General features: G+C 42.5%; 24 protein-coding genes. 8 read left to right on the forward strand and 16 right to left on the reverse strand.

From position 1 onward, the window contains the following. The 9 genes from F0226_RS07005 to fkpA form a co-directional block, all read right to left on the reverse strand. Positions 1-105 (reverse strand): GTP-binding protein (locus F0226_RS07005; RefSeq protein ID WP_238928544.1); only part of this gene is annotated, 105 nt, incomplete at its 3' end. Between the two features lie 146 nt (positions 106-251). Further along, positions 252-2,348: an elongation factor G gene (gene fusA, locus F0226_RS07010; protein ID WP_171734979.1), complete on the reverse strand. Its 2,097-nt coding sequence runs from the start codon at positions 2,346-2,348 to the stop codon at positions 252-254. Positions 2,349-2,513: 165 nt separating this feature from the next. Next, complete coding sequence (gene rpsG / locus F0226_RS07015; protein ID WP_012604916.1) at positions 2,514-2,984, reverse strand: 30S ribosomal protein S7; 471 nt, start codon at positions 2,982-2,984, stop codon at positions 2,514-2,516. 103 nt (positions 2,985-3,087) lie between these two features. After that, positions 3,088-3,462 carry a 30S ribosomal protein S12 gene (rpsL, locus tag F0226_RS07020; RefSeq protein WP_017035800.1) on the reverse strand — a complete coding sequence of 125 codons (375 nt, stop codon included), beginning with the start codon at positions 3,460-3,462 and terminating at the stop codon, positions 3,088-3,090. A 181-nt stretch (positions 3,463-3,643) separates the two neighbouring features. Continuing rightward, on the reverse strand, positions 3,644-3,919 hold the full coding sequence (tusB, locus tag F0226_RS07025) for a sulfurtransferase complex subunit TusB (RefSeq protein WP_171734980.1): 276 nt from the start codon (positions 3,917-3,919) through the stop codon (positions 3,644-3,646). Positions 3,920-3,927: 8 nt separating this feature from the next. Next, complete coding sequence (gene tusC, locus F0226_RS07030) at positions 3,928-4,284, reverse strand: sulfurtransferase complex subunit TusC (protein WP_171734981.1); 357 nt, start codon at positions 4,282-4,284, stop codon at positions 3,928-3,930. After that, positions 4,281-4,679, reverse strand: a complete 399-nt coding sequence (tusD, locus tag F0226_RS07035) for a sulfurtransferase complex subunit TusD (protein ID WP_171734982.1) — start codon at positions 4,677-4,679, stop codon at positions 4,281-4,283. The genes tusC and tusD overlap by 4 nt, the downstream gene beginning before the upstream one ends. After that, complete coding sequence (locus tag F0226_RS07040) at positions 4,676-5,398, reverse strand: PAS domain-containing protein (protein ID WP_171734983.1); 723 nt, start codon at positions 5,396-5,398, stop codon at positions 4,676-4,678. Before F0226_RS07040 ends, tusD begins: the two co-directional genes overlap by 4 nt. 185 nt (positions 5,399-5,583) lie before the next feature. After that, positions 5,584-6,369, reverse strand: a complete 786-nt coding sequence (gene fkpA, locus F0226_RS07045) for an FKBP-type peptidyl-prolyl cis-trans isomerase (RefSeq protein WP_137375121.1) — start codon at positions 6,367-6,369, stop codon at positions 5,584-5,586. Positions 6,370-6,500: 131 nt separating this feature from the next. Here fkpA and F0226_RS07050 point away from each other — a divergent pair, with 131 nt between their 5' ends. Together F0226_RS07050 and F0226_RS07055 are read left to right on the forward strand one after the other, a co-directional pair. Beyond that, positions 6,501-7,481, forward strand: coding sequence for a hypothetical protein (locus F0226_RS07050; RefSeq protein WP_171735083.1), 981 nt, complete (start codon positions 6,501-6,503; stop codon positions 7,479-7,481). A 2-nt stretch (positions 7,482-7,483) separates the two neighbouring features. Continuing rightward, a complete protein-coding gene (locus tag F0226_RS07055) occupies positions 7,484-7,711 on the forward strand; it encodes a SlyX family protein (RefSeq protein ID WP_171734984.1) in 228 nt (75 codons plus the stop codon). Positions 7,712-7,832: 121 nt separating this feature from the next. Here the strand turns inward: F0226_RS07055 and F0226_RS07060 are convergent, their stop codons facing one another. From F0226_RS07060 to kefG, 5 genes are all read right to left on the reverse strand, one after another. Next, positions 7,833-8,813: an isoaspartyl peptidase/L-asparaginase gene (locus F0226_RS07060; RefSeq protein WP_171734985.1), complete on the reverse strand. Its 981-nt coding sequence runs from the start codon at positions 8,811-8,813 to the stop codon at positions 7,833-7,835. 168 nt (positions 8,814-8,981) lie between these two features. Next, positions 8,982-9,575: a peptidylprolyl isomerase gene (gene slyD, locus F0226_RS07065; protein ID WP_171734986.1), complete on the reverse strand. Its 594-nt coding sequence runs from the start codon at positions 9,573-9,575 to the stop codon at positions 8,982-8,984. 96 nt (positions 9,576-9,671) lie between these two features. Beyond that, on the reverse strand, positions 9,672-9,872 hold the full coding sequence (locus F0226_RS07070; RefSeq protein ID WP_137375116.1) for a YheV family putative zinc ribbon protein: 201 nt from the start codon (positions 9,870-9,872) through the stop codon (positions 9,672-9,674). Positions 9,873-9,937: 65 nt separating this feature from the next. Then, positions 9,938-11,737, reverse strand: coding sequence for a glutathione-regulated potassium-efflux system protein KefB (gene kefB / locus F0226_RS07075; protein ID WP_171734987.1), 1,800 nt, complete (start codon positions 11,735-11,737; stop codon positions 9,938-9,940). Beyond that, positions 11,724-12,332: a glutathione-regulated potassium-efflux system ancillary protein KefG gene (gene kefG, locus F0226_RS07080; protein ID WP_171734988.1), complete on the reverse strand. Its 609-nt coding sequence runs from the start codon at positions 12,330-12,332 to the stop codon at positions 11,724-11,726. Before kefG ends, kefB begins: the two co-directional genes overlap by 14 nt. Before the next feature lie 195 nt (positions 12,333-12,527). On the opposite strand from kefG, the gene F0226_RS07085 reads away from it, so the two are divergent. The 6 genes from F0226_RS07085 to crp all read left to right on the forward strand — a co-directional run bounded on the left by F0226_RS07085 (position 12,528) and on the right by crp (position 18,366). Beyond that, positions 12,528-14,450, forward strand: a complete 1,923-nt coding sequence (locus F0226_RS07085) for an ABC transporter ATP-binding protein (protein WP_171734989.1) — start codon at positions 12,528-12,530, stop codon at positions 14,448-14,450. Further along, positions 14,447-14,926, forward strand: coding sequence for a TIGR02444 family protein (locus F0226_RS07090; protein ID WP_171734990.1), 480 nt, complete (start codon positions 14,447-14,449; stop codon positions 14,924-14,926). The genes F0226_RS07085 and F0226_RS07090 overlap by 4 nt, the downstream gene beginning before the upstream one ends. A 285-nt stretch (positions 14,927-15,211) precedes the next feature. Beyond that, on the forward strand, positions 15,212-16,189 hold the full coding sequence (locus F0226_RS07095; protein WP_171734991.1) for a hydrolase: 978 nt from the start codon (positions 15,212-15,214) through the stop codon (positions 16,187-16,189). An 83-nt stretch (positions 16,190-16,272) separates the two neighbouring features. Beyond that, positions 16,273-16,485, forward strand: coding sequence for a YheU family protein (locus F0226_RS07100; RefSeq protein ID WP_171734992.1), 213 nt, complete (start codon positions 16,273-16,275; stop codon positions 16,483-16,485). Positions 16,486-16,622: 137 nt separating this feature from the next. After that, entirely contained in the window at positions 16,623-17,492 is an 870-nt protein-coding gene (locus F0226_RS07105) for a phosphoribulokinase (RefSeq protein WP_171734993.1), read from the forward strand. A 241-nt stretch (positions 17,493-17,733) separates the two neighbouring features. After that, a complete protein-coding gene (gene crp / locus F0226_RS07110) occupies positions 17,734-18,366 on the forward strand; it encodes a cAMP-activated global transcriptional regulator CRP (RefSeq protein WP_017036097.1) in 633 nt (210 codons plus the stop codon). 135 nt (positions 18,367-18,501) lie between these two features. Here crp and F0226_RS07115 read toward each other — a convergent pair whose 3' ends face one another. Beyond that, on the reverse strand, positions 18,502-19,293 hold the full coding sequence (locus F0226_RS07115; RefSeq protein ID WP_171734994.1) for a DUF1338 domain-containing protein: 792 nt from the start codon (positions 19,291-19,293) through the stop codon (positions 18,502-18,504). 208 nt (positions 19,294-19,501) lie between these two features. Further along, entirely contained in the window at positions 19,502-20,959 is a 1,458-nt protein-coding gene (gene astD / locus F0226_RS07120) for a succinylglutamate-semialdehyde dehydrogenase (RefSeq protein WP_137375107.1), read from the reverse strand. Positions 20,960-21,077: the final 118 nt, after the last annotated feature.

Genomic DNA, 21,077 nt, shown 5'->3' on the forward strand with positions numbered 1-21,077 from the left:
TGTAGTACAGATAGCAGCAGTTAGAGTTGTTTTACCGTGGTCAACGTGGCCGATAGTACCAACGTTTACGTGCGGTTTCGTACGTTCAAATTTTTCTTTAGACACAATCGTGTTCCTTCCTAGTTATGATTCGCCACGTTCATTATTGAGCGAGACGCGCCAGAAATTGCTATTTTATGCGCCAACTCTCGTTAGCGCAATATTTGGACGCATTGATCTTTCAAAAAATGAAAGAAATGTATCCCTTTTGTTTAACCACGCTCTGCAATGATTGCATTAGCAACATTTTTTGGCACTTCAGCGTACTCACTAAACTCCATAGAGTAAGAAGCACGACCTTGTGTCGCAGAACGCAAATCAGTTGCGTAACCGAACATGACAGACAACGGAACTTGTGCACGAATTATCTTCAGGCCAGCTGTCCCCTCGTCCATACCTTCGATGATGCCGCGACGACGGTTAATATCGCCAACAACGTCACCCATCCAATCTTCTGGAGTAGTTACTTCAACTTTCATCATAGGCTCAAGCAGTACAGGTTGCGCTTCAAGTGCACCTGTTCTGAAAGCCATAGAGGCAGCGATTGTAAACGCCATCTCACTTGAATCTACTTCATGGTAAGAACCATCATATAGTGTAGCTTTGATATCCAAAACTGGATAGCCCGCTAGAACACCATTGTTCATTTGCTCTTCAACGCCTTTAGCGACAGAGGTAATAAACTCTTTTGGCACGATACCATTGGCAATTTCATCTACGAAGACAAAGCCTTCACCGACTTCTGATGGTTCCAGTTTAAGCCACACGTGACCGTACTGTCCTTTACCACCGTGTTCGCGGATAAATTTACCTTCAGCTTTCGCTGTACCACGAATGGTTTCACGATAAGCAACTTGCGGATTACCAACGTTGCAGTTCACGCTGAATTCACGTTTCATGCGGTCAACGATGATATCTAAGTGCAGTTCACCCATGCCAGAAATTAGTGTCTGACCAGTTTCGTCATCCGTTTCAACACGGAACGATGGATCTTCTGCCGCTAGCTTACCTAACGCGATAGTCATTTTATCTTGATCAGCTTGAGAGCGAGGCTCTACAACGATCTGAATAACTGGATCTGGGAATTCCATACGTTCAAGAACAATTTTATGGTTCTGATCACATAGAGTTTCACCAGTAGTAACATCTTTAAGACCGATAATGGCTGCGATGTCACCAGCTCGTACTTCTTTTACTTCTTCACGTTTGTTTGAGTGCATTTGAACAATGCGCCCTAAACGTTCACGTTGTTTCTTCACAGAGTTGTAAGCTGTCTTACCGCTTTCAACAACACCAGAGTAAACACGGATGAAAGTTAAAGTACCAACAAATGGGTCTGTTGCAATTTTAAATGCTAGCGCTGAGAACGGTTCTTTGTCGTCCGCGTGACGCTCAATTTCATTCTCGTCATCATCGATACCTTTAATAGCAGGTACATCGACTGGAGAAGGAAGGAAATCCACAACTGCATCTAGAACAGCTTGTACACCTTTGTTTTTGAAAGCACTACCGCAAGTTGCAAGTACGATTTCATTATTAAGGGTACGAGTACGAAGACCTTGTTTGATTTCAGCTTCTGTCAATTCACCTTCTTCAAGGTATTTATCCATTAGCTCTTCATTTGCTTCTGCAGCAGCTTCAACAAGTTCTATACGATATTCTTCAGCCATTTCTTGCATGTCTGCTGGAATGTCTTCGTACGTAAAAGTCATGCCTTGGTCAGCTTCGTTCCAGTTGATTGCCTTCATCTTAATAAGATCGACAACACCCTGGAAATTTTCTTCAGCACCAATGTTAAGTTGAATAGGAACAGGAGTCGCACCTAGGCGGTCCTTAATCTGTTCAACTACACGCAAGAAATCTGCGCCTGTACGGTCCATTTTGTTAACGAAAACCATACGTGGAACTTGGTACTTATCAGCTTGACGCCATACTGTCTCTGACTGAGGTTCAACACCAGATGAGCCACAGAAAACAACAACTGCACCATCAAGTACACGCAGAGAACGTTCTACTTCGATAGTGAAGTCAACGTGCCCAGGAGTATCGATGATGTTGATGCGGTGGTCAGAATACTGAGCTTCCATACCACGCCAAAACGTAGTAGTTGCTGCTGAAGTGATCGTAATACCGCGCTCTTGCTCTTGCTCCATCCAGTCCATGGTTGCTGCACCATCGTGAACTTCGCCGATTTTGTGAGAAAGACCGGTATAGAACAGAATACGTTCACTTGTGGTTGTTTTACCTGCATCTACGTGAGCAACGATACCGATATTACGGTACTGCTCAATAGGAGTTTTACGAGCCACGGTTGAATCCTCTTATTAGAGACTTAGGGACTATTGCTATGCCTAGATTATGCGTTAAAAGCGATACTTCGCTAAAAAGCTTTGCCCTAGAAATAGCAATAGTTCCTAGCATAAGCATAGGAACTAAAGAAGTGCTGCAAGGAACCTTGCAGCACTGAAAAGGTATTACCAGCGGTAATGTGCGAACGCTTTGTTTGCGTCAGCCATACGGTGAACGTCTTCACGTTTCTTAACCGAAGTACCTTTGTTCTCAGACGCGTCTAGCATTTCAGCAGCTAGGCGTTGAGCCATAGATTTTTCACCACGCTTACGCGCAGCTTCAACTACCCAACGCATAGCAAGAGCGTTACGGCGAACCGGACGAACTTCTACAGGTACTTGGTAAGTTGAACCACCCACACGGCGAGATTTAACTTCTACCGCTGGACGAACATTTTCAAGAGCTTCTTCAAATACAGCTAAGTGATCTTTACCAGATTTCTCAGCCATAACTTCTAGTGCAGTGTAAACAATCTTCTCTGCAGTAGATTTTTTTCCGTCAACCATAAGGATGTTAACGAATTTTGCCAGCAGTTCAGATTTGAACTTAGGATCTGGAAGGATCTTACGCTGGCCTATAACGCGACGACGTGGCATGGAATTTCTCCGTTGTCTTCTTCAGGTTTTTTCCAAAACTTTTCAGAATAATAAATAAATAGTGTTTGGCCTTACTTAACGCTTTCTTTTTAAAAAAGACGCATTAAGACTTAGGACGTTTCACACCATACTTAGAACGACCTTTCTTACGGTCGTTAACGCCTGCACAGTCAAGTGCACCGCGAACAGTGTGGTAACGCACACCTGGTAAATCTTTAACACGACCACCACGGATAAGAACAACACTGTGTTCTTGAAGGTTATGACCTTCGCCGCCGATGTATGAAGTAACTTCAAAGCCGTTAGTTAGACGAACACGACATACTTTACGTAATGCTGAGTTCGGTTTTTTTGGAGTAGTAGTATATACGCGAGTACATACACCACGTTTTTGTGGGCACGCTTCTAGTGCTGGCACGTTGCTTTTAACAACTTGCTTTACACGAGGTTTGCGAACCAACTGGTTAATAGTTGCCATTAACTAGCTCCTGATTTACTTAAAAGTAAGCTTGATGAAAAATCTAGACCCTATACACATAGTGTAAATAGGGACGCAAAATTCTATTCAGCAGTGGGATGTGTGTCAAGAAATATACAGATCTTTTTTAGCCGTCTAGAGCTCAGGAAAATTTACACATCCAAAATTACACTCACAATAACTACCAAGTTGTTGATTTTAAATGCAATACTGTCAACTCTACAAATTCTTCAAAATCTACTTGTTCAAGGGTTTCACTGACTAAATTTTGTAGACCTCGACTTTGTAGATCAGCTTCTAAGACTGATACCTTATTTAAGTCGTGTAATTGCGTGTGATATTCATGATTTGGGAGAGAGGCATAAACCGAATCTTCAGTCAAAATAAGATGATCATCTTCCGAAAAATACTGAAGAACTAAAGGAAGTTTGCTTAAAGATTTTACGATATGAAGCATATTCGACCTTAAAAGGTTAATAGTTGGTCACAAAGTGCTAACTTATTTATGATGTCGTTTTTCGAAAGGCATTCAACCTCGATAAGAAGCTTATCCTCACTCAGACCGAATTGTTTTAGGCTAGATTGGCAGACATATACGTTCTCAATATCGTATAGGTCCATCAGTTTAAACGCTGAGATATAATCACGGCTAAGCACCTTGTCTGGGCTTTGATTTTCGAGTAATTGAGTAACTCCATCGCCCAAAAAGAATACGGAAATCTCTTCTGTATACGCTGAAGCAGCAAGTAGTGCATCGAGTCCTTCTCGACCTGAAGAGGTACTATGAGGAAAATGGTGAAAAACGAATGCTAACTTCTTCAAAACTGTACAATCCTATCTTGGCTTAATAAGGCTTCAGCCAAGCTTCCTAAACCACTTTGAGAGAAGCCTTCAGCTAGGTTTGATGAGCTTAACTTATGCAGGCTAGCCTCATCCTCACCGATGACTCCTCTTCTTAACGCAGCCGCCACGCAAGTTTCTAAACTGACATTATGCTCAGACGAGAGAGCTTGCCATGCTGCTACTAAATCAAACTCATCGTTAGCAGGTACCGTTAGACTCGATCCATTGGTGACTCCATCTTGATAGAAAAATACGCTTTTAAGCTGATGCCCTTTCTCTATTAACGCCTTTGCAAACAAATACGCATTACGTGCAGACTGGGAGCCATACACGGGTCCGTTCACTACAAGCGTGTATGTAAGGAAAGAACTCAACTTTCTTCATCCTCTGTCTTACGTTGACGAATGTAGAGGTAAACCGTATGTTTTGAAATATTAAGGCGGTCAGCTACACGGTTGATAGCATCTTTAATATCAAAGATGCCTTTATCGTAAAGCTCCATCACTATTTGACGGTTTTTAGTATTATTCGAAACGGCTTTGTCCGCATTAATTTCTTCAATTGTGCGCTCTACCGTTTGGTCAACTAGCTCTTCTACATCACTCGCAAAGTTTACTGAAGATGCAGCTTCCTCAGCTTCTTGGGTCGGCATAAATGAATGTAATACTTGAGAAAAAGGAGCATCAAGGTTGACGTTAATGCACAGCAGACCAATCACTCGCTGATCTCCATTTCGGATTGCTACGGTGATTGATTTCATTAATACCCCGCCTTTTGCGCGTGTAAAATATGAGCGTGAGAAATTTCTTTCTGACCCTTCAATATCTTTTAGCATTTTAAGCGCGAGGTCGGTGATAGGCGAGCCTACTTGTCGACCAGTATTCTCGCCATTAGCAATCTTGATTGCAGAAGTATTAAGATCTTCTAATGAGTGCAAAACGATTTCACAAAACGGACCGATAAGGCTAGCAATACCATCGACAACCGCTTCATAAGATCGAAGAATTATTTTATCGTGCTCGCTGAATGGCATCACATGGACAGATTCCATTTCAAGCAACATATCAGCGTTAAGAGTTTCTGTAGTTGTCACTAATCCCTTACCTTCGTCTGAAAAATCAACAAATTTATGTAAGTTTATCAGAAAATTTGAAATGAACACCTAGCTAACATTAGAACTAGTGATTTAGAACAACTTCTATTTTCAAATATTATCCTGAATACAAAAAGAAAAGGCCTAACCTAAGTTAGACCTTTACGTATCGCTTAAAGCGCTAATTATTGAACAGCGGTCTCTTCGCCGTTATCAATTTTTAGAAGCTCAACTTCAAATACGAGAGTTGAGTTAGCTGGAATTGTCGGTGTATCTTGCTCACCGTAAGCTAGCTCTGGCGGGATAACAAACTTGTACTTAGAACCCACTTGCATTAGTTGAACACCTTCAGTCCAACCAGGAATCACTCGATTTAGAGGGAAAGTCGCTGGTTCGCCACGATCGTAAGAACTATCGAACTGAGTACCGTCAATCAAAGTACCTTTGTAATGTACTTGAACAGTATCTGAATCTTTTGGTGACTCACCTTCAGCTGAAGACAGTACTTGGTAAAGTAGACCTGATTCAGTTTGACTTACGCCTTCCTCTTTCGCGAATTCGCTGCGGAAGTCATTGCCAACCTTCATCGCTGCTGCTGCTTTTTCAACAGCTTGAGCTTGCATCGTTTCAGCAACACGCTTGTCTAGTGATTCTAGCGCAGCGCGAGTTTCTTCTTCATTCAGCTCAGAATTTCCAGCGAATACATCTTCGATACCCTTAAGTACGATGTCTTTGTCTAGATTAATACCTAGCTCGCTTGGCTTATCAATGCTTGTGCTTAGGTAGTTTGCGAACGATACACCAATTGCGTATGCCGCTTTATCATCGTCTGATTTAAAACTAGTAACTTGGCTTGCTTCTGCTTGCACTTGCTCAGTTTGTGGCGCTTCTGCTTGTGGCTCTTCTTTCTGACAACCAACTGCTAACATAACCGTTGCAGCAAGAAGCGATACTTTTAAAACTGATTTCATTAAAATCTCCAATTAATGGCCAAGCCATTGGTTATTGTGCACAAATCTCATTATTAGATTGGTGTGAATAGGTTAGTTATACCAATATACTAGTTATATGTCTGTCGACACAAACTGGATTATTAGAAGTGATGCGAATAATTTCTCACTCATTGCTATGTGCAATTGTCATCACCCTGTTAAATGGATGTCTGTTCTCTGCTAAAGAAGAACAACGTTGGGAAATAGAGCCCAGCGGTACCACCAGCTTCGCACTTAGCCGTGATGGTCGCTTTGCTTTACTCTATTCAAAGCAAAAGCATCTTCTGCTTTGGGACCTAGAAGAAGACCAAGAATTAGCGCAACTCGGTCAACAAGACCCTGCTGCCAATTCAGTATCCAAGATACGCATATCTGACAATGGTCGCTATGCCATTACTGCAAGCCAACTCAATTTTGCCGTTTGGGATTTATCTTGGACTCAAGCAGAAGGACTATGGTCGATATCTGACGGTCTTATCCGCGATGTTGATATATCAAGCAACGGTGAAAAAGTCTTGCTTGGGTTATCCAACGGTAAAGCTATTTATGTGGACTTAGTCACCGGGCGACGCCTAGAGTTCCTTGCCCACCGAGAAAAAGTTAATTCTGTCGCGTTATCTTCCAATGGTCGCTTTGCCCTCTCAGGTGGTAATGACTATAAAGCTTATCTTTGGGATACCGAAACCGGCTTAGTAATACGACAATTTGAGCATGAGCAACGTGTAAATAGAGTGGCTTTACAGCGCGATGGTGAGCTTGCTTTTACTTCTGATGGCGGTAACCAAGCCATTGTTTGGGATTTGAGTGATGCCGATAATCAAACCCCACTTAAAAGTTGGTCTCGCCAGCTTATATTCTCAAGTGCTCGATTTTCAGATGATGGTTCTAAACTGGTTACAGGCACACCTGCAGGGCAAGTTAATGTGTGGGATACAGAAAATGGGGAAAGGATTTCAAAGTACCAAGTTGAACCACTAAAAGATACTCGCCCTCCACGTGCGGTAGTGTATGATGCAGCCTTTGATTCACAGCAGCGAGTGATTACCGCTACTTCAGCCGGTATTGCACAAGCTTGGAAACTCGACGATTAATTATGACGGATAACAACCTTCAGCCATTGCAAGATCGCATTGAAGATCTTGAGTGTAAGCTAGCCTTTCAAGAACAAACCATTGAAGAGCTAAACGATGCTTTGTCTCAGCAGCAATTATTGATTACTAGAATGCAAGACCAGATGAAGTTTGTCGTAGGCAAAGTAAAAAACATGGATAACTCCAACTTAGCCGATGTATCAGAAGAGACACCACCACCGCATTATTAAAAGCGGAATGATGACTACTATCGCTGATAAAGAGTATACAAAATAAAAGGTAACCATTTATATTGGTTACCTTTTTATTTTATAGGATTCTTACTTTCTACAAGTTCATTCTTACGGGTATCTATTCATCCGCGTAAATTTTCACTTCTACCTTACCGTGAATATCCACACTTGCTCGGTACATCCCGGAGCTATTCATTCCAAAATGAATATCCCCTTTGCTGTCGACGGCAATTAAACCACCTTCACCACCCATTGTTTTTAAGTCTCCTTGAATAATATGCTCACAAGCCGTATGCACATCTTCATTCAAGTATCTCATTCGAGCAGCAACATCACCGGCAACCATTTTTCTTAAAAAGAACTCACCCATTCCAGTCGTAGACACTGCAACATTGCCATTTTCAGCCATAGTACCCGCCCCTACAATGGGTGAATCCCCTACGCGCCCGTACTTTTTATTCGTCACCCCACCAGTACTTGTAGCAGCGGCAAGGTTTCCTTGCATATCTAAAGCCACAGCTCCAACAGTTCCGTATTTTTTATCATCTGGATATTGAGTTTTTGCCGATGGTGACTCGGATGGCTCTGGATCTTTTGATTCAGAAAGGGCAAATAAGCCTTTTTCCTTCATCGACAATAGTTGCTCATAGCGACGTTCAGTGAAGAAGTAATCTTGCTCTGTATATTCATAGTCATGTTCAAACGCGAACTTTTCTGCACCTTCGCCAATCAGTAAAACATGGTTACTCTTTCGCATCACGTCACGAGCCAGCTCAATAGGGTTTTTAATATGGCGAACCCCAGCAATGGCTCCAGCATCTATTTCTAAACCGTGCATAACAGAAGCATCCATTTCAACAAACTCATCATGAGTCAATACAGAGCCTTTACCCGCATTAAAATGTGGGCAGTCTTCCATCACTTTTACCGCATCTACGACCGCATCTACCGCATCACCACCACTTTGCAATACTTGATGCCCAGCCAGAACTGATTTTTCGAGTGCAGAGATAATCTCTTGATGAAGTTCGTCACTCATTTGAGATCGTAAAATCGTACCCGCACCACCATGAATTGCTATTGAAAAAGGTTGAGTCATTGCCGCTCTCCGTTAAACTTGAACTTGAACTTGAACTTGAACTTGAACTTGAACTTCTCAGTATCAATATAACCACGAGATGTTCAACGTAATTTTCTTTGGGGTATAAAAAAGCCCCCATTAAAGGAGGCTATTGCTCAATGCATTAACACATTGAAGGCTCGATTCTTAGTGAGAACCGCAGCCACCGCCACCGCAGCAGCCTTCTTTTTTCTCTTCACCGTGGTCGTGACCTTCGCCACCACAGCAGCCGCCTTCGTGATCATGGTCATGATCGTGGTCGTGACCACAGCCACCTTCTTGGTGTACGTGACCGTGTTGAACTTCTTCTTCAGTCGCTTCACGAACTGCCACTACTTCAACGTCAAACGTTAGAGTTTGGCCAGCTAGCATGTGGTTACCATCAACCACTACTTCGTCGCCATCTACTTCAGTCACTTCAACTGGGATTGGACCTTGGTCAGTATCTGCTAGGAAACGCATGCCAACTTCGATTTGCTCAACACCTTGGAATACATCAGCAGGAACGCGCTGAACTAGTGCGTCGTTATGCTCGCCGTAAGCGTCTTCAGGTGTAACAGTTGCAGAGAACTTGTCACCAGCAACTTTGCCTTCAAGCTCAGTTTCAAGACCAGTAATTAGGTTGTTGTGACCGTGAAGGTAATCTAACGGAGCTTCGATTGTCGATTGGTCAACAACTACGCCGTCTTCAAGTTTTACTTGATACGCGACACTAACTACTACGTTCTTTTCAATTTTCATGGGAGCTCCAAGGAGGTTGAACTAGGCTCTTTACGCATAGAGCCTAAGAATAAAATTTACACATCGACATTATGGGGATGAATTGCTGAAACTCAATCATTCTGGCTTAAAAATACCAATCATTTCCTGCTTAGCATGTTCATTTTTTTCTACAGCTTTCGGTTTTCTTTGTTCCGAGAAGTCACATTCCACACATTCTACGAGCTCTATATTATTCTCAATCCACCAGCGTAGGGTGTCTTGAGTACTACAACTGGGGCAACTTGCACCCGCTATAAAGCGTTTTTTCTGTTTCACGTTATCTATCCTTTACGGCTTTGGTTTTTAGTAGGTAAGCCACTTAGGCAATAATGCCGATACACTTATTGCCAATAATTTCGAGATTGACGGTCATTTTCCATCTCATGACCAAAAATCTCTTCAAGCTCTTTACGGGCTTCTTTAGCTCTTGAGGCTAATTCTTTATCTTCAGTATGCTGAGGCAGCAATTCTTTTAACATAGCATTATCTAGCTTTCTAAAATGTGCTTCGGCTCTTTTTGCTTTATATGGATGCATGCCTAATTCGGTCAGTGTTTGGCGACCTAGATCTAATGCACCTAAGAAGGTTTCCCGAGAGTAATTATCCACACCATGATTCATCAATTGATACGCTTCTACCCGGCTTCTTGCTCGTGCAAGTAATTTTAAGCGAGGGAAGTGATGACGACACAAATCAACAATCTTCATGATCTCATCCGGCGAGTCAGTACAAATCACCATGGCTTCAGCTTTATCCGCCCCTGCAGCCCTTAATAGATCAAGCTGAGTAGCATCACCATAAAACACTTTATAACCAAACTTTCTTAAGAGATGGATTTGGCTCGCATCGCTTTCTAGTACTGTGATTCGGATTTTATTGGCATACATTAGACGCCCGATAATCTGACCAAAACGACCAAAGCCCGCAATGATAACTCTTGGACTACGATCAATCACATCCGAAGACATGCCTTCTTCTTCACTAATCTGATTTAATTGCTTAGCAAAAAACTTATCCTGCAACTTCAGCATCAATGGGGTTGTTACCATAGATAAGCTCACGACCACTAATAGAAAAGAGGCTTGCTCTGCCGTTAGAATGCCTTGAGTACTTGCAGCAGTAAAAATAACAAAAGCGAACTCACCACCTTGGCTTAAGATCATTGCCATGCGGCTTCTAGCTTTAGGACCAATAGAAAAAGCCCGTGCCAGATAATACAAAATCAAGCCTTTGGTTATCACTAACCCAGCAACCGCGATCAATACTTCAAATGGCGCTAAGGCTAATAGACCTAGATTGACCGCCATACCTACTGAAATAAAGAACAAACCAAGCAATAAACCTTTAAACGGCTCAATCGCAATTTCTAATTCATGGCGATATTCACTTTCGGCAAGAAGTACCCCTGCCAAGAATGTCCCAAGAGCCATCGACAGACCAATTTTTTGCATCAACACCGCAATGCCGATAACAAGCAATAACGCCGCAACAGTAAATAGTTCTCTTACTCCACTCATAACAACATAGCGGAATAAAGGTCTTACTAAGTAATGACCACCCATGAGTAAACCAAGAACCCCGGCTATCATCCATGCTGCATCATGCCAACCGCCACCAGTGCTACCAGCCAATAATGGCAGAACAGCAAGCATTGGAATTACCGCGATATCTTGAAAAAGTAAAACCGCGAAACCAGAGTCACCAGCTTCTTTTCCTGCTAAGCCTCTTTCTTCTATTACTCTTAATGCAATAGCCGTAGAAGAGAGTGCTAACCCCATACCAATTACAAGGCTGACTTGCCAAGTGTCTACAAACAAACTGGCCACGGCTGAGATAAACAATGTGGTCAAGGTGACCTGAGCGCCACCTAAACCTAAAATAGGTCCCCGCATTTGCCACAATTTTTTAGGGTTAAGTTCTAGCCCTATAAGGAACAGGAGTAATACAACGCCAAACTCGGAGAAATGCAGTATTGCTTCTACATCACTTATTAACCCAAGCCCCCATGGACCAATAGCCACACCTGCTAATAAATAACCGAGAACCGATCCCAGACCTGTTCGCTGAGCAATAGGAACTGCAATAACAGCAGCAGATAGGAAAATCACACTACTTTGGAGAAAGTCACTAGTCAGAGCCATCTTCTGCTCCTGTGTCTTGAGTCGAATCTTCCGGTGAAATGACTAACGGATTGCGTAACCAATTTCGATATTGGTCAGCATGTTGGTAGCGCTCTGCATCTGAAACGTTTCTCGCCCAGTGGAGCACTAAAGGCTCCATCCAGTTCATCTTGCAAAGCAAAGCCGTCAATTCGAACGGTTGCAAAATTTCTTGTAGAGGATATTTATTATAGCCGCTCTCACCGAATGCTTCTTCTTTGCCACCAGTAGTAATCACACTACGCCAGTATTTACCTTGTAGTGCCGTTTCTTCACCAAAAGCAAAACCTTTACACAAAACACGATCGAACCATTCTTTTAAGAGGGATGGGCATGAGTACATAAACAAAGGATGTTGGAACACAATGACATCATGTTCACTTAACAATTGATGCTCAAAAGGAACATCAATGAAAAAGTCAGGATAGGCGGCATACAAATCATGCACCTTAACGTGATGCAAAGACTCGATCTTTTTGATCATGACCTGATTGGCAATCGAGCTTTGCGGCTCAGGGTGAGCGTAGATAATCAGAACTTTAGGCACTGACTCATTAGCTAATGGTGTATTACTCATTCCTTCGAAACATTCCTTACAAAGCAAAGCGTTGAAACAGCGTCTATTTACCTAAAATAAAACAGTACGCATTCAAGTAAAGGTTATCAATATGTTATCTGCATCATAACCCAAATTGCATTGTGATCGACTTTTATCTGGTTTACCCCTACTATGCCTGTCGTCTGCCCACCTCTAATTTCAATTGCTATTTCTATGATTACTTTCTCTGATATTCAACTGCTTCGCGGCGGTAAACCATTACTTGAACAAGCTTCAGCAACTATCCAACCTGGCGATAAAGTCGGTCTAGTCGGTAAAAACGGCTGTGGTAAGTCCACATTATTCGCTCTTATTAAAGACGAACTTTCTATTGATGGCGGTACCTTTAGCCAACCTGCTCATTGGGAATTAGCGTGGGTTGCTCAAGAAACACCTGCATTAGAGCGCACGGCCATTGAATACGTAATTGATGGTGATAGAGAGTATCGAGGATTAGAAGATCAACTAGCAAAAGCCGAGCAAGATGATAACGGCACGTTAGTAGCGGAGATTCACGGTAAAATAGAAACGATTGGTGGCTACACAATTAAATCACGTGCGGCTGAACTGCTAGATGGTTTAGGCTTTAGCCAAGAGCAAATGTCATGGAACTTGCCACAATTCTCTGGTGGTTGGCGTATGCGTTTAAACCTAGCGCAAGCACTACTGTGCCGAAGTGATCTACTGCTACTTGATGAACCAACCAACCACTTAGATTTAGATGCAGTAATGTGGTTAGAGCGTTGGTTGCAAAACTACCCAGGCACACTGGTACTGATTTCTCACGATAGAGACTTCTTAGACCCAATCGTGAACCGTATTATTCATGTTGAAAACCAACTGCTGAACGAATATACCGGTAACTACTCGTCTTTCGAAACACAGCGTGCTCAGAAGCTAATCCTTCAACAAGCAATGTATCAAAAGCAGCAGAAACAAATGTCGCACATGCAAAGCTACATTGACCGTTTCCGTTACAAAGCATCGAAAGCTCGCCAAGCACAAAGCCGCATTAAAGCATTAGAAAAAATGGAACAGGTGTTACCTGCTCAATTTGATAACCCGTTTAACTTCCAATTCAAAGAACCAGACGCTTTACCAAATCCGATCATGATGATGGACGAAGTATCAGCAGGCTATGGTGATCACCTCATCCTCGAAAAGATTCGTTTGAATTTGGTTCCTGGTAGCCGAATTGGTTTACTGGGTCGTAATGGCGCAGGTAAATCAACACTGATCAAACTGCTTTCTGGTGAATTGAAACAACAAGGTGGTGAATTAAGTTATTCTCAAGGCGTTAAGATCGGCTACTTTGCTCAGCACCAATTGGAAACTTTGCACCCTGAAGAAACACCATTACAGCACATGATGCAAATTGCGCCAAAGCACACAGAACAGCAATTGCGTGATTACCTAGGTAGCTTTGGTTTCCAAGGCGAAAAAGCCATGGATAAGGTTGCGCCTTTCTCTGGTGGCGAAAAAGCACGCCTCGTGTTGGCATTAGTCGTTTGGCAAAAGCCGAACTTACTTCTACTTGATGAACCAACCAACCACCTTGATTTGGATATGCGTCAGGCTCTGACTTTTGCCCTACAAACATTTGAAGGCGCAATGGTCATTGTCAGCCACGATAGATACTTACTCCGCGCGACAACTGATGATCTATATTTAGTACATGACAAGCAAGTTGCTCCTTTTGATGGTGACCTAACAGACTATTACAAATGGTTATCAGAGCAACAAAAAGTCGAGCGTAAAGAAGCGCAAGCACTTGCTCCTGCAAAAGAAAGCACCAATAGTGCTGCCGCTAAAAAAGATCAAAAGCGTCGTGAGGCAGAATTCAGAAAACTGACTGCACCAATTCGTAAAAAGCTGACTCAATTTGAAAAGAAAATGGACTCGCTGACACTTTCTTTAGAAGAAGCAGAACAAGAATTGTCAGACACTTCTCTTTATGAAGCCGAAAATAAAGCTAGACTTAATAAAGTATTGGCACAACAAGCCACCAGTAAATCTCAATTAGAAGAAGTTGAAATGGATTGGATGGCAGCCCAAGAAGAACTAGAACAAATGGAACAGGATATAGATAGCCTATGAGCCTAGAGCACGTAACGATATCACTAACACTTGAACGACTCTGGCAGTTTAGCCTTCAGTATTACAGTGTGCGTGAAGTAAAAGATGCGTGCTTATCTCTCCAAAATAATTTCCATGGCAATGTTAACTTGCTGCTGCTACTTAAATGGCTAGATGAGCAGCAAGTTAGCTTTCACGAAGAAGACTGGCACAAAGTCCAGCAATGTTTAAGTCGCTCAGAGACTTTACTGCATAGCTATCGTGAATTCAGAAAACACCTAAAGCATCACGTTTCTGATTCTCTGTATCGAGAAGCTCTTCAGTTTGAGCTTCAGCTTGAAAAACAGCAGCAGTCGGATTTGGTGGACTGCATTAATACCCTTCCCCTTAATACGAATTACCAAGAGCCTCTTGTTTTACGCTACTGCCGTTTACTGGGTGGAGAGTCTCTTTATCGCGCATTTTCAGAACCTGCTCCTCATATCGCCAATCAATAAGCTCCAATTGATCAAATAAGCTCAATTGACTAAAGAAGCCTGACATCAGCACTCTTAAATATCAACCTAGTCTTATCCCTCTCCTATAAGGGACATCTATTACTTGGATACTTGGTTTATCGGCTAATGAGCTAATGAGCTAATGACTCACTGGCACTCCCCAATATGCCATCATTGCTTCCATTCATACGTACTCAACACTTGCACTCAACGCACTGATAGACCAAGCTCAAAGAGTAAAAGCCTAAATATTATTACTCATTAACAGATGGACTGAGTTTTTCTATGACCATATTTACCGCAGCTGCGGGCTTATCAAACCCTCATCTACAAACTCTAGTGCCGCGGTTTATTCGCAAGCAGACGTTGTTCAAACCCACTTGGCAAACCTTAGATACACCAGATGGTGACTTTCTCGATCTTGCTTGGAGCGAAGACCCGAAAAGTGAGCAGCTAAAGAAGAAGCCTATCTTCGTGTTATTTCACGGATTAGAAGGCAGCTTTGAAAGCCCTTATGCCAATGGGTTAATGAATGCTTTCGCGAAGGACGGTTGGCTATCTGTGATGATGCACTTTAGAGGATGCAGCGGAAAACCCAACAGATTAGCTAGAGCCTATCACTCAGGTGAAGTGGAAGATGCCCGCTTCTTTCTCGAATTTTTAAACGAGCAATTCCCAGACAATCCTAAAGTGGCTGTTGGCATTTCTTTGGGCGGTAACATGCTCGCTAATTACTTAGCCGATTACGCTGATGACCCTTTGCTATCAGCCGCAACCATAGTGTCAGCCCCTTTTGATCTTGCCAGCTGCTCAAGTCGCATTGAGCAAGGCTTCTCCAAGGTCTACAAAAAGTACTTATTAAACTCACTAAAAGATAATGCCTTGAAAAAAGGTCAGATTTTGCTTGATGAGCTAGGGATAAGCGCAGAATCAATCAAGAATATCCGTCGCTTATACGAATTTGATGAAAAGATTACCGCTCCATTGCATGGTTTCAAAAACGCTCAAGATTACTATGTGAAATGTTCAGCGCTTTCAAAGCTGCAAAAGATCAAACTGCCTACTCAGATCATTCACGCTAAAGATGATCCTTTTATGACTGATGCCGTGATCCCTAAATTTGTGCTTCCTGAAAATATTGATTACCGACTCTTTCAGCATGGTGGTCATGTCGGATTTATTACAGGGAATACTTTAAAACCTCGCTTTTGGTTAGAAGAAGCATTACCTGCCTACTATGAAAGTATCCAAGATTCGGCATAATAGCCGCCTTGTTTTCTTTCGTCATTTCAATTGAGCCAATTAAGGTTCAAACCAAAATCTGACCGTAAAATAGAGATGTATTTATGATCATTCCATGGCAAGACATTGCACCTGAAACCTTAGAAAACCTCATTAAAGAGTTTGTGCTTCGTGAAGGTACTGACTACGGTGATGTTGAAATTTCTCTACAAAACAAAATTGACCAAGTTAAAAATCAACTGAAAACAGGTGATGCCAATATCGTTTTTTCTGAGCTGCATGAGACCGTTGATATTCAGCTGCGACATACGATGTAATACAAGAGAAGTAGTACAAGAAAATAAGCGAGAAATGCGATATTGGTGAGCATACAGCTATGCTGCGTTAGCCAATGAGCCATGTTATAGTGAAAACGATTGCTAACAAGTAAGTTATTACAAAGACAAGGGTTGTCATGTCCGCTAAACATCCAATTATCGCAGTAACGGGTTCATCAGGAGCCGGTACGACTACAACTTCAGAAGCCTTTAGAAAAATGTTCAATATGATGGACGTAAAGGCTGCATGGGTAGAAGGCGATAGCTTTCACCGTTTCACTCGCCCAGAAATGGACGTAGAGATCCGTAAAGCCCGCGAGCAAGGAAAACACATCAGCTACTTTGGTCCGCAAGCGAACGACTTTGGGGCACTAGCTGAGTTTTTTCGTAAGTATGGCAATGAAGGGGCTGGTCAAGTACGCCGCTACCTACACACTTTTGATGAAGCCGTTCCATACAATCAAATGCCAGGCACTTTCACTCCTTGGCAAGAAATCCCTGAAAATTCAGATGTGATGTTCTATGAAGGACTGCACGGTGGTGTTGTTGATGGCGATATTAACGCCTCACAGCATGTCGATTTATTGATTGGCATGGTACCTATTGTGAACTTAGAGTGGATTCAAAAGTTCGTCCGAGATACTCGAGATCGAGGGCATTCTCGTGAAGCGGTAATGGACTCAATTGTTCGCTCAATGGACGACTATTTGAACTACATTACACCGCAATTTTCACGCACACATATTAATTTCCAGCGTGTTCCAACAGTAGATACATCGAATCCTTTGAACGCAAAAGGCATCCCTAGTTTAGACGAAAGTTTCGTAGTCATACGATTGCGCGGTATTAAAAATGTCGACTTTCCATATCTTCTAGCTATGATTGATGGCTCATTTATGTCCCGACATAATACGCTAGTCGTGCCTGGCGGGAAGATGAGCTTTGCTATGGAGCTCATCGTAAGACCTATCCTTCAACAGCTGATTGAAACGGGAAAAATCGGTTAACAGAACGATGTATTATCAGGTTACTTTTCATACCGTGATCATGTGCACAATTTTGCGTAAAAAATCGCAGCTTGGTCACGATTAAAATCAAGAAATAGTGACTGAAAAAGGATACTATTTTAGACCGAAACAAAAGATAGCTTGCAGCACTGAAAAAGTGCTCTTACCCTAAAGCCTAATTTAGGCTTAGCTAATTAATACGGAAAGCAGCAAGCATACCCTGCAGAGGAAGTGAGATATTATGGTTCTAGGTAAACCTCAAACCGATCCAACATTAGAATGGTTTCTGTCACATTGTCATATTCATAAGTACCCTTCTAAAAGCACGCTAATTCACGCTGGTGAAAAAGCGGAAACCTTGTACTACATCGTAAAAGGTTCTGTTGCAGTTTTAATCAAAGACGAAGAAGGTAAGGAAATGATTCTTTCTTACCTAAACCAAGGTGACTTTATTGGTGAACTTGGTCTATTTGAAGAAGACCAAGAGCGTACTGCTTGGGTTCGTGCTAAATCTCCTTGTGAAGTGGCTGAAATTTCATTTAAGAAATTCCGTCAACTTATCCAAGTGAACCCAGACATCTTAATGCGTCTATCATCTCAAATGGCTAATCGTCTACAAGTGACTAGCCAAAAAGTAGGTGATTTAGCTTTCCTTGACGTGACTGGTCGTATCGCTCAAACGCTACTAAACCTAGCTAAACAGCCAGATGCAATGACTCACCCAGACGGCATGCAAATCAAGATCACTCGTCAAGAGATCGGTCAGATTGTTGGCTGTTCACGTGAGACTGTTGGTCGTATCTTGAAAATGCTAGAAGAGCAGAACTTAATTTCAGCTCACGGTAAGACTATCGTTGTTTACGGTACTCGCTAATTTTTAATCGCTAGTATCTAGCCATTAAAAGCCGAGACAAATAATAAAGCCACTAACTGTAAAGTTGGTGGCTTTTTCTTTTAGTCGGTCGTTCTAGAGCTTAATCATGAAAAAGCCTAGGAAAACTTAGATAGATTAACTGTCTGTACTTTCAAAAATCTTATCGGCAGAAGCTGCGACAAAACCAGTATAAATTTCGCCATTTGCCATCACGTATCGCTTCGCAAATTCATAAAAGCCACCCGGAATCATTTCGACACCTTCAGTGAAAGTAACCGCAACTTTATCTGCCATCGTTGAAGATTGCTCAAGAAGCACTTCAGGTGACCCTTTTACTTCTCCACCAGCGCCATTAATAGTAAAGCCTTCAGCTCTCAAGTAGTCATTCACAGATTGTACTTCATCAAACTTATTCAGCTGATTCACACTTACTGTAAAGTGGTTTGCTCCATAACCATGCGCAGCAAGCCAAGAAGCGTACTCACTTTCTTTCGCTAGTGCTTGGAAATCAGTGAAGCTTAAATCCCATAGTCGCCCACCGAATAGGAACTCATGACCTTTTAGCTTGCTGGTGTCTAATTGCTCTACTAGCTTAGCGACTATCGATTGTAATTCACTTGAACACTCTTCAACCTTCAACTCACTGATGAACACTTTAGGTTGATTTGGATCTGGATGTTCAAAATGCTTCGCGACTAATTTTTTACTTTCGAAAAGGTAATCACCACATGCTTGATAGCCCAGATCTATAAATGGCTTCGCTAAGGTATCAATACCAAGAGGTGCTACGTTGAAAGTCCGCAGTGCAATATGGTCATTAATCAACGTTTCATCTTCTTTCAACAACTGTTGAACTTGTGCCGCTGAAGGACATAAGCGTTGAATATAATCGTTCCATAATGAGCTAAATAATAGATCGGGCGTCATGGTGACTCCTTGTCGAGGGTCTAGCAAGCTAGAGAGATTGGATTAAAAAGATACGCTACCGCTCTTAATGCCATAGCAATTTTACAATCGTTATACCGACTAAAAGCCTTCCATGAGCAAGCAATCGTCAGTAATTTTTTATTATTATGCCTAGCCTTACATCTAGGTAAGGCTAGTATTTAAGTTATATGTTTAGTGAGGTCTTTATCTAAAGTTCAATACCAGGGCTAAACGTCGCAGGCAGTAATGTTTCGCCACCTTCCATTGAAGCCATTGGGTAAGCACAGTAATCCGCTGCGTAGTAAGCACTTGGTCGTAAGTTACCAGACGCACCTGGGCCTCCAAACGGAGCATCACCACTTGCTCCCGTCAGCTGACGGTTACGGTTTACAATACCCGCACGGATATGATCAACGAAGTATTCCCATTCAGAGTCATCCGTTGAAACAAGCCCTGCCGATAAGCCAAAACGGGTATCGTTAGCTAAGTTAACGGCTTCTTCCAATGATTGGTAACGCACAACCTGTAGAAGTGGTCCAAAATATTCCTCATCAGGCAACTCAGCAATGTTTGTTGCATCGATAATACCAGGAGTCACAAATGCAGCTTCAAGACCTTTAGCTTCCACTAGGCTAACTCCGCCAAGAGACTGAAGATTTGCTTGAGCATCAAGAATGAACTTCGCTGCCGCTTCTGAAATTTGTGGGCCCATGAAAGGTGCTGGCTCAGCAAATGGTTGATCTACACGAATCTTCTGAGTCGCGGCTACCAATTTATTAATGAGTAGGTCGCCCTTCTCTCCCACCGGAACATACAAGCGACGTGCACAAGTACAACGTTGACCTGCGCTAATAAACGCAGATTGAATAATGGTATAAACCGTCGCGTCAACATCCCCATATTGGTCAGAAATAACCATAGGGTTGTTACCACCCATTTCGAGTGCCAGCATTTTGCCCGGCTGCCCTGCAAATTGACGATGTAAAATATGACCGGTATTTGCACTACCAGTAAATAGCACGCCATCTAAGCCTTTTGAGTCAGCTAATGCGATACCAGTTTCTTTAGCGCCTTGCACAAGGTTAATGACACCAGCAGGCAAACCCGCTTCTTGCCATAACTTCATTGCAAATTCTCCAGTCCAAGGAGTTTGCTCTGAAGGCTTGAATACCACAGTGTTACCCGATAGCAATGCAGGGACAATATGACCGTTTGGTAGGTGACCAGGGAAGTTGTAAGGACCAAAGACAGCCATTACACCCAATGGGCGATGACGAAGTACAATTTGGTTGCCAGCAGCTTCACGAGAGGCTTCACCCGTACGCTCATGGTATGCACGGATTGAAATAGCAATTTTACCTGCCATTGCACCCGCTTCAGTACGAGTTTCCCAAATTGGTTTACCCGTTTCTTTTGCAATAATTTGTGCAATTTCTTCGCTGTTTTCTTTCACTTTTTCAGCGAAAGCTAAAACAATAGCTTCACGCTCAGCAAAGCTTAGCTTCTTCCAACCCACAAATGCATTACGTGCAGCGCTAACCGCTGATTCTACTTGAGCGGGAGTCGCACTGTCGCCTTGCCAAACAACCTCATTATTAAATGGGCTGACTGATGTCATCGCTTCGCCTTGTCCGGCTACCCATTGCCCTGCAATCCACTGAGTCATACTACTGTCCTTACTTACAATTCTGCTAAAAAGCACTTAATGCACTTTCTTGAACACTTGATCACGTCAAACGCTGGTCACTTAAAACGTCATCACTTCAAACCTCGGTCAATTCACG

The sequence above is a fragment of the Vibrio sp. 99-70-13A1 genome (assembly GCF_013114625.1).
GTDB lineage: Bacteria > Pseudomonadota > Gammaproteobacteria > Enterobacterales > Vibrionaceae > Vibrio.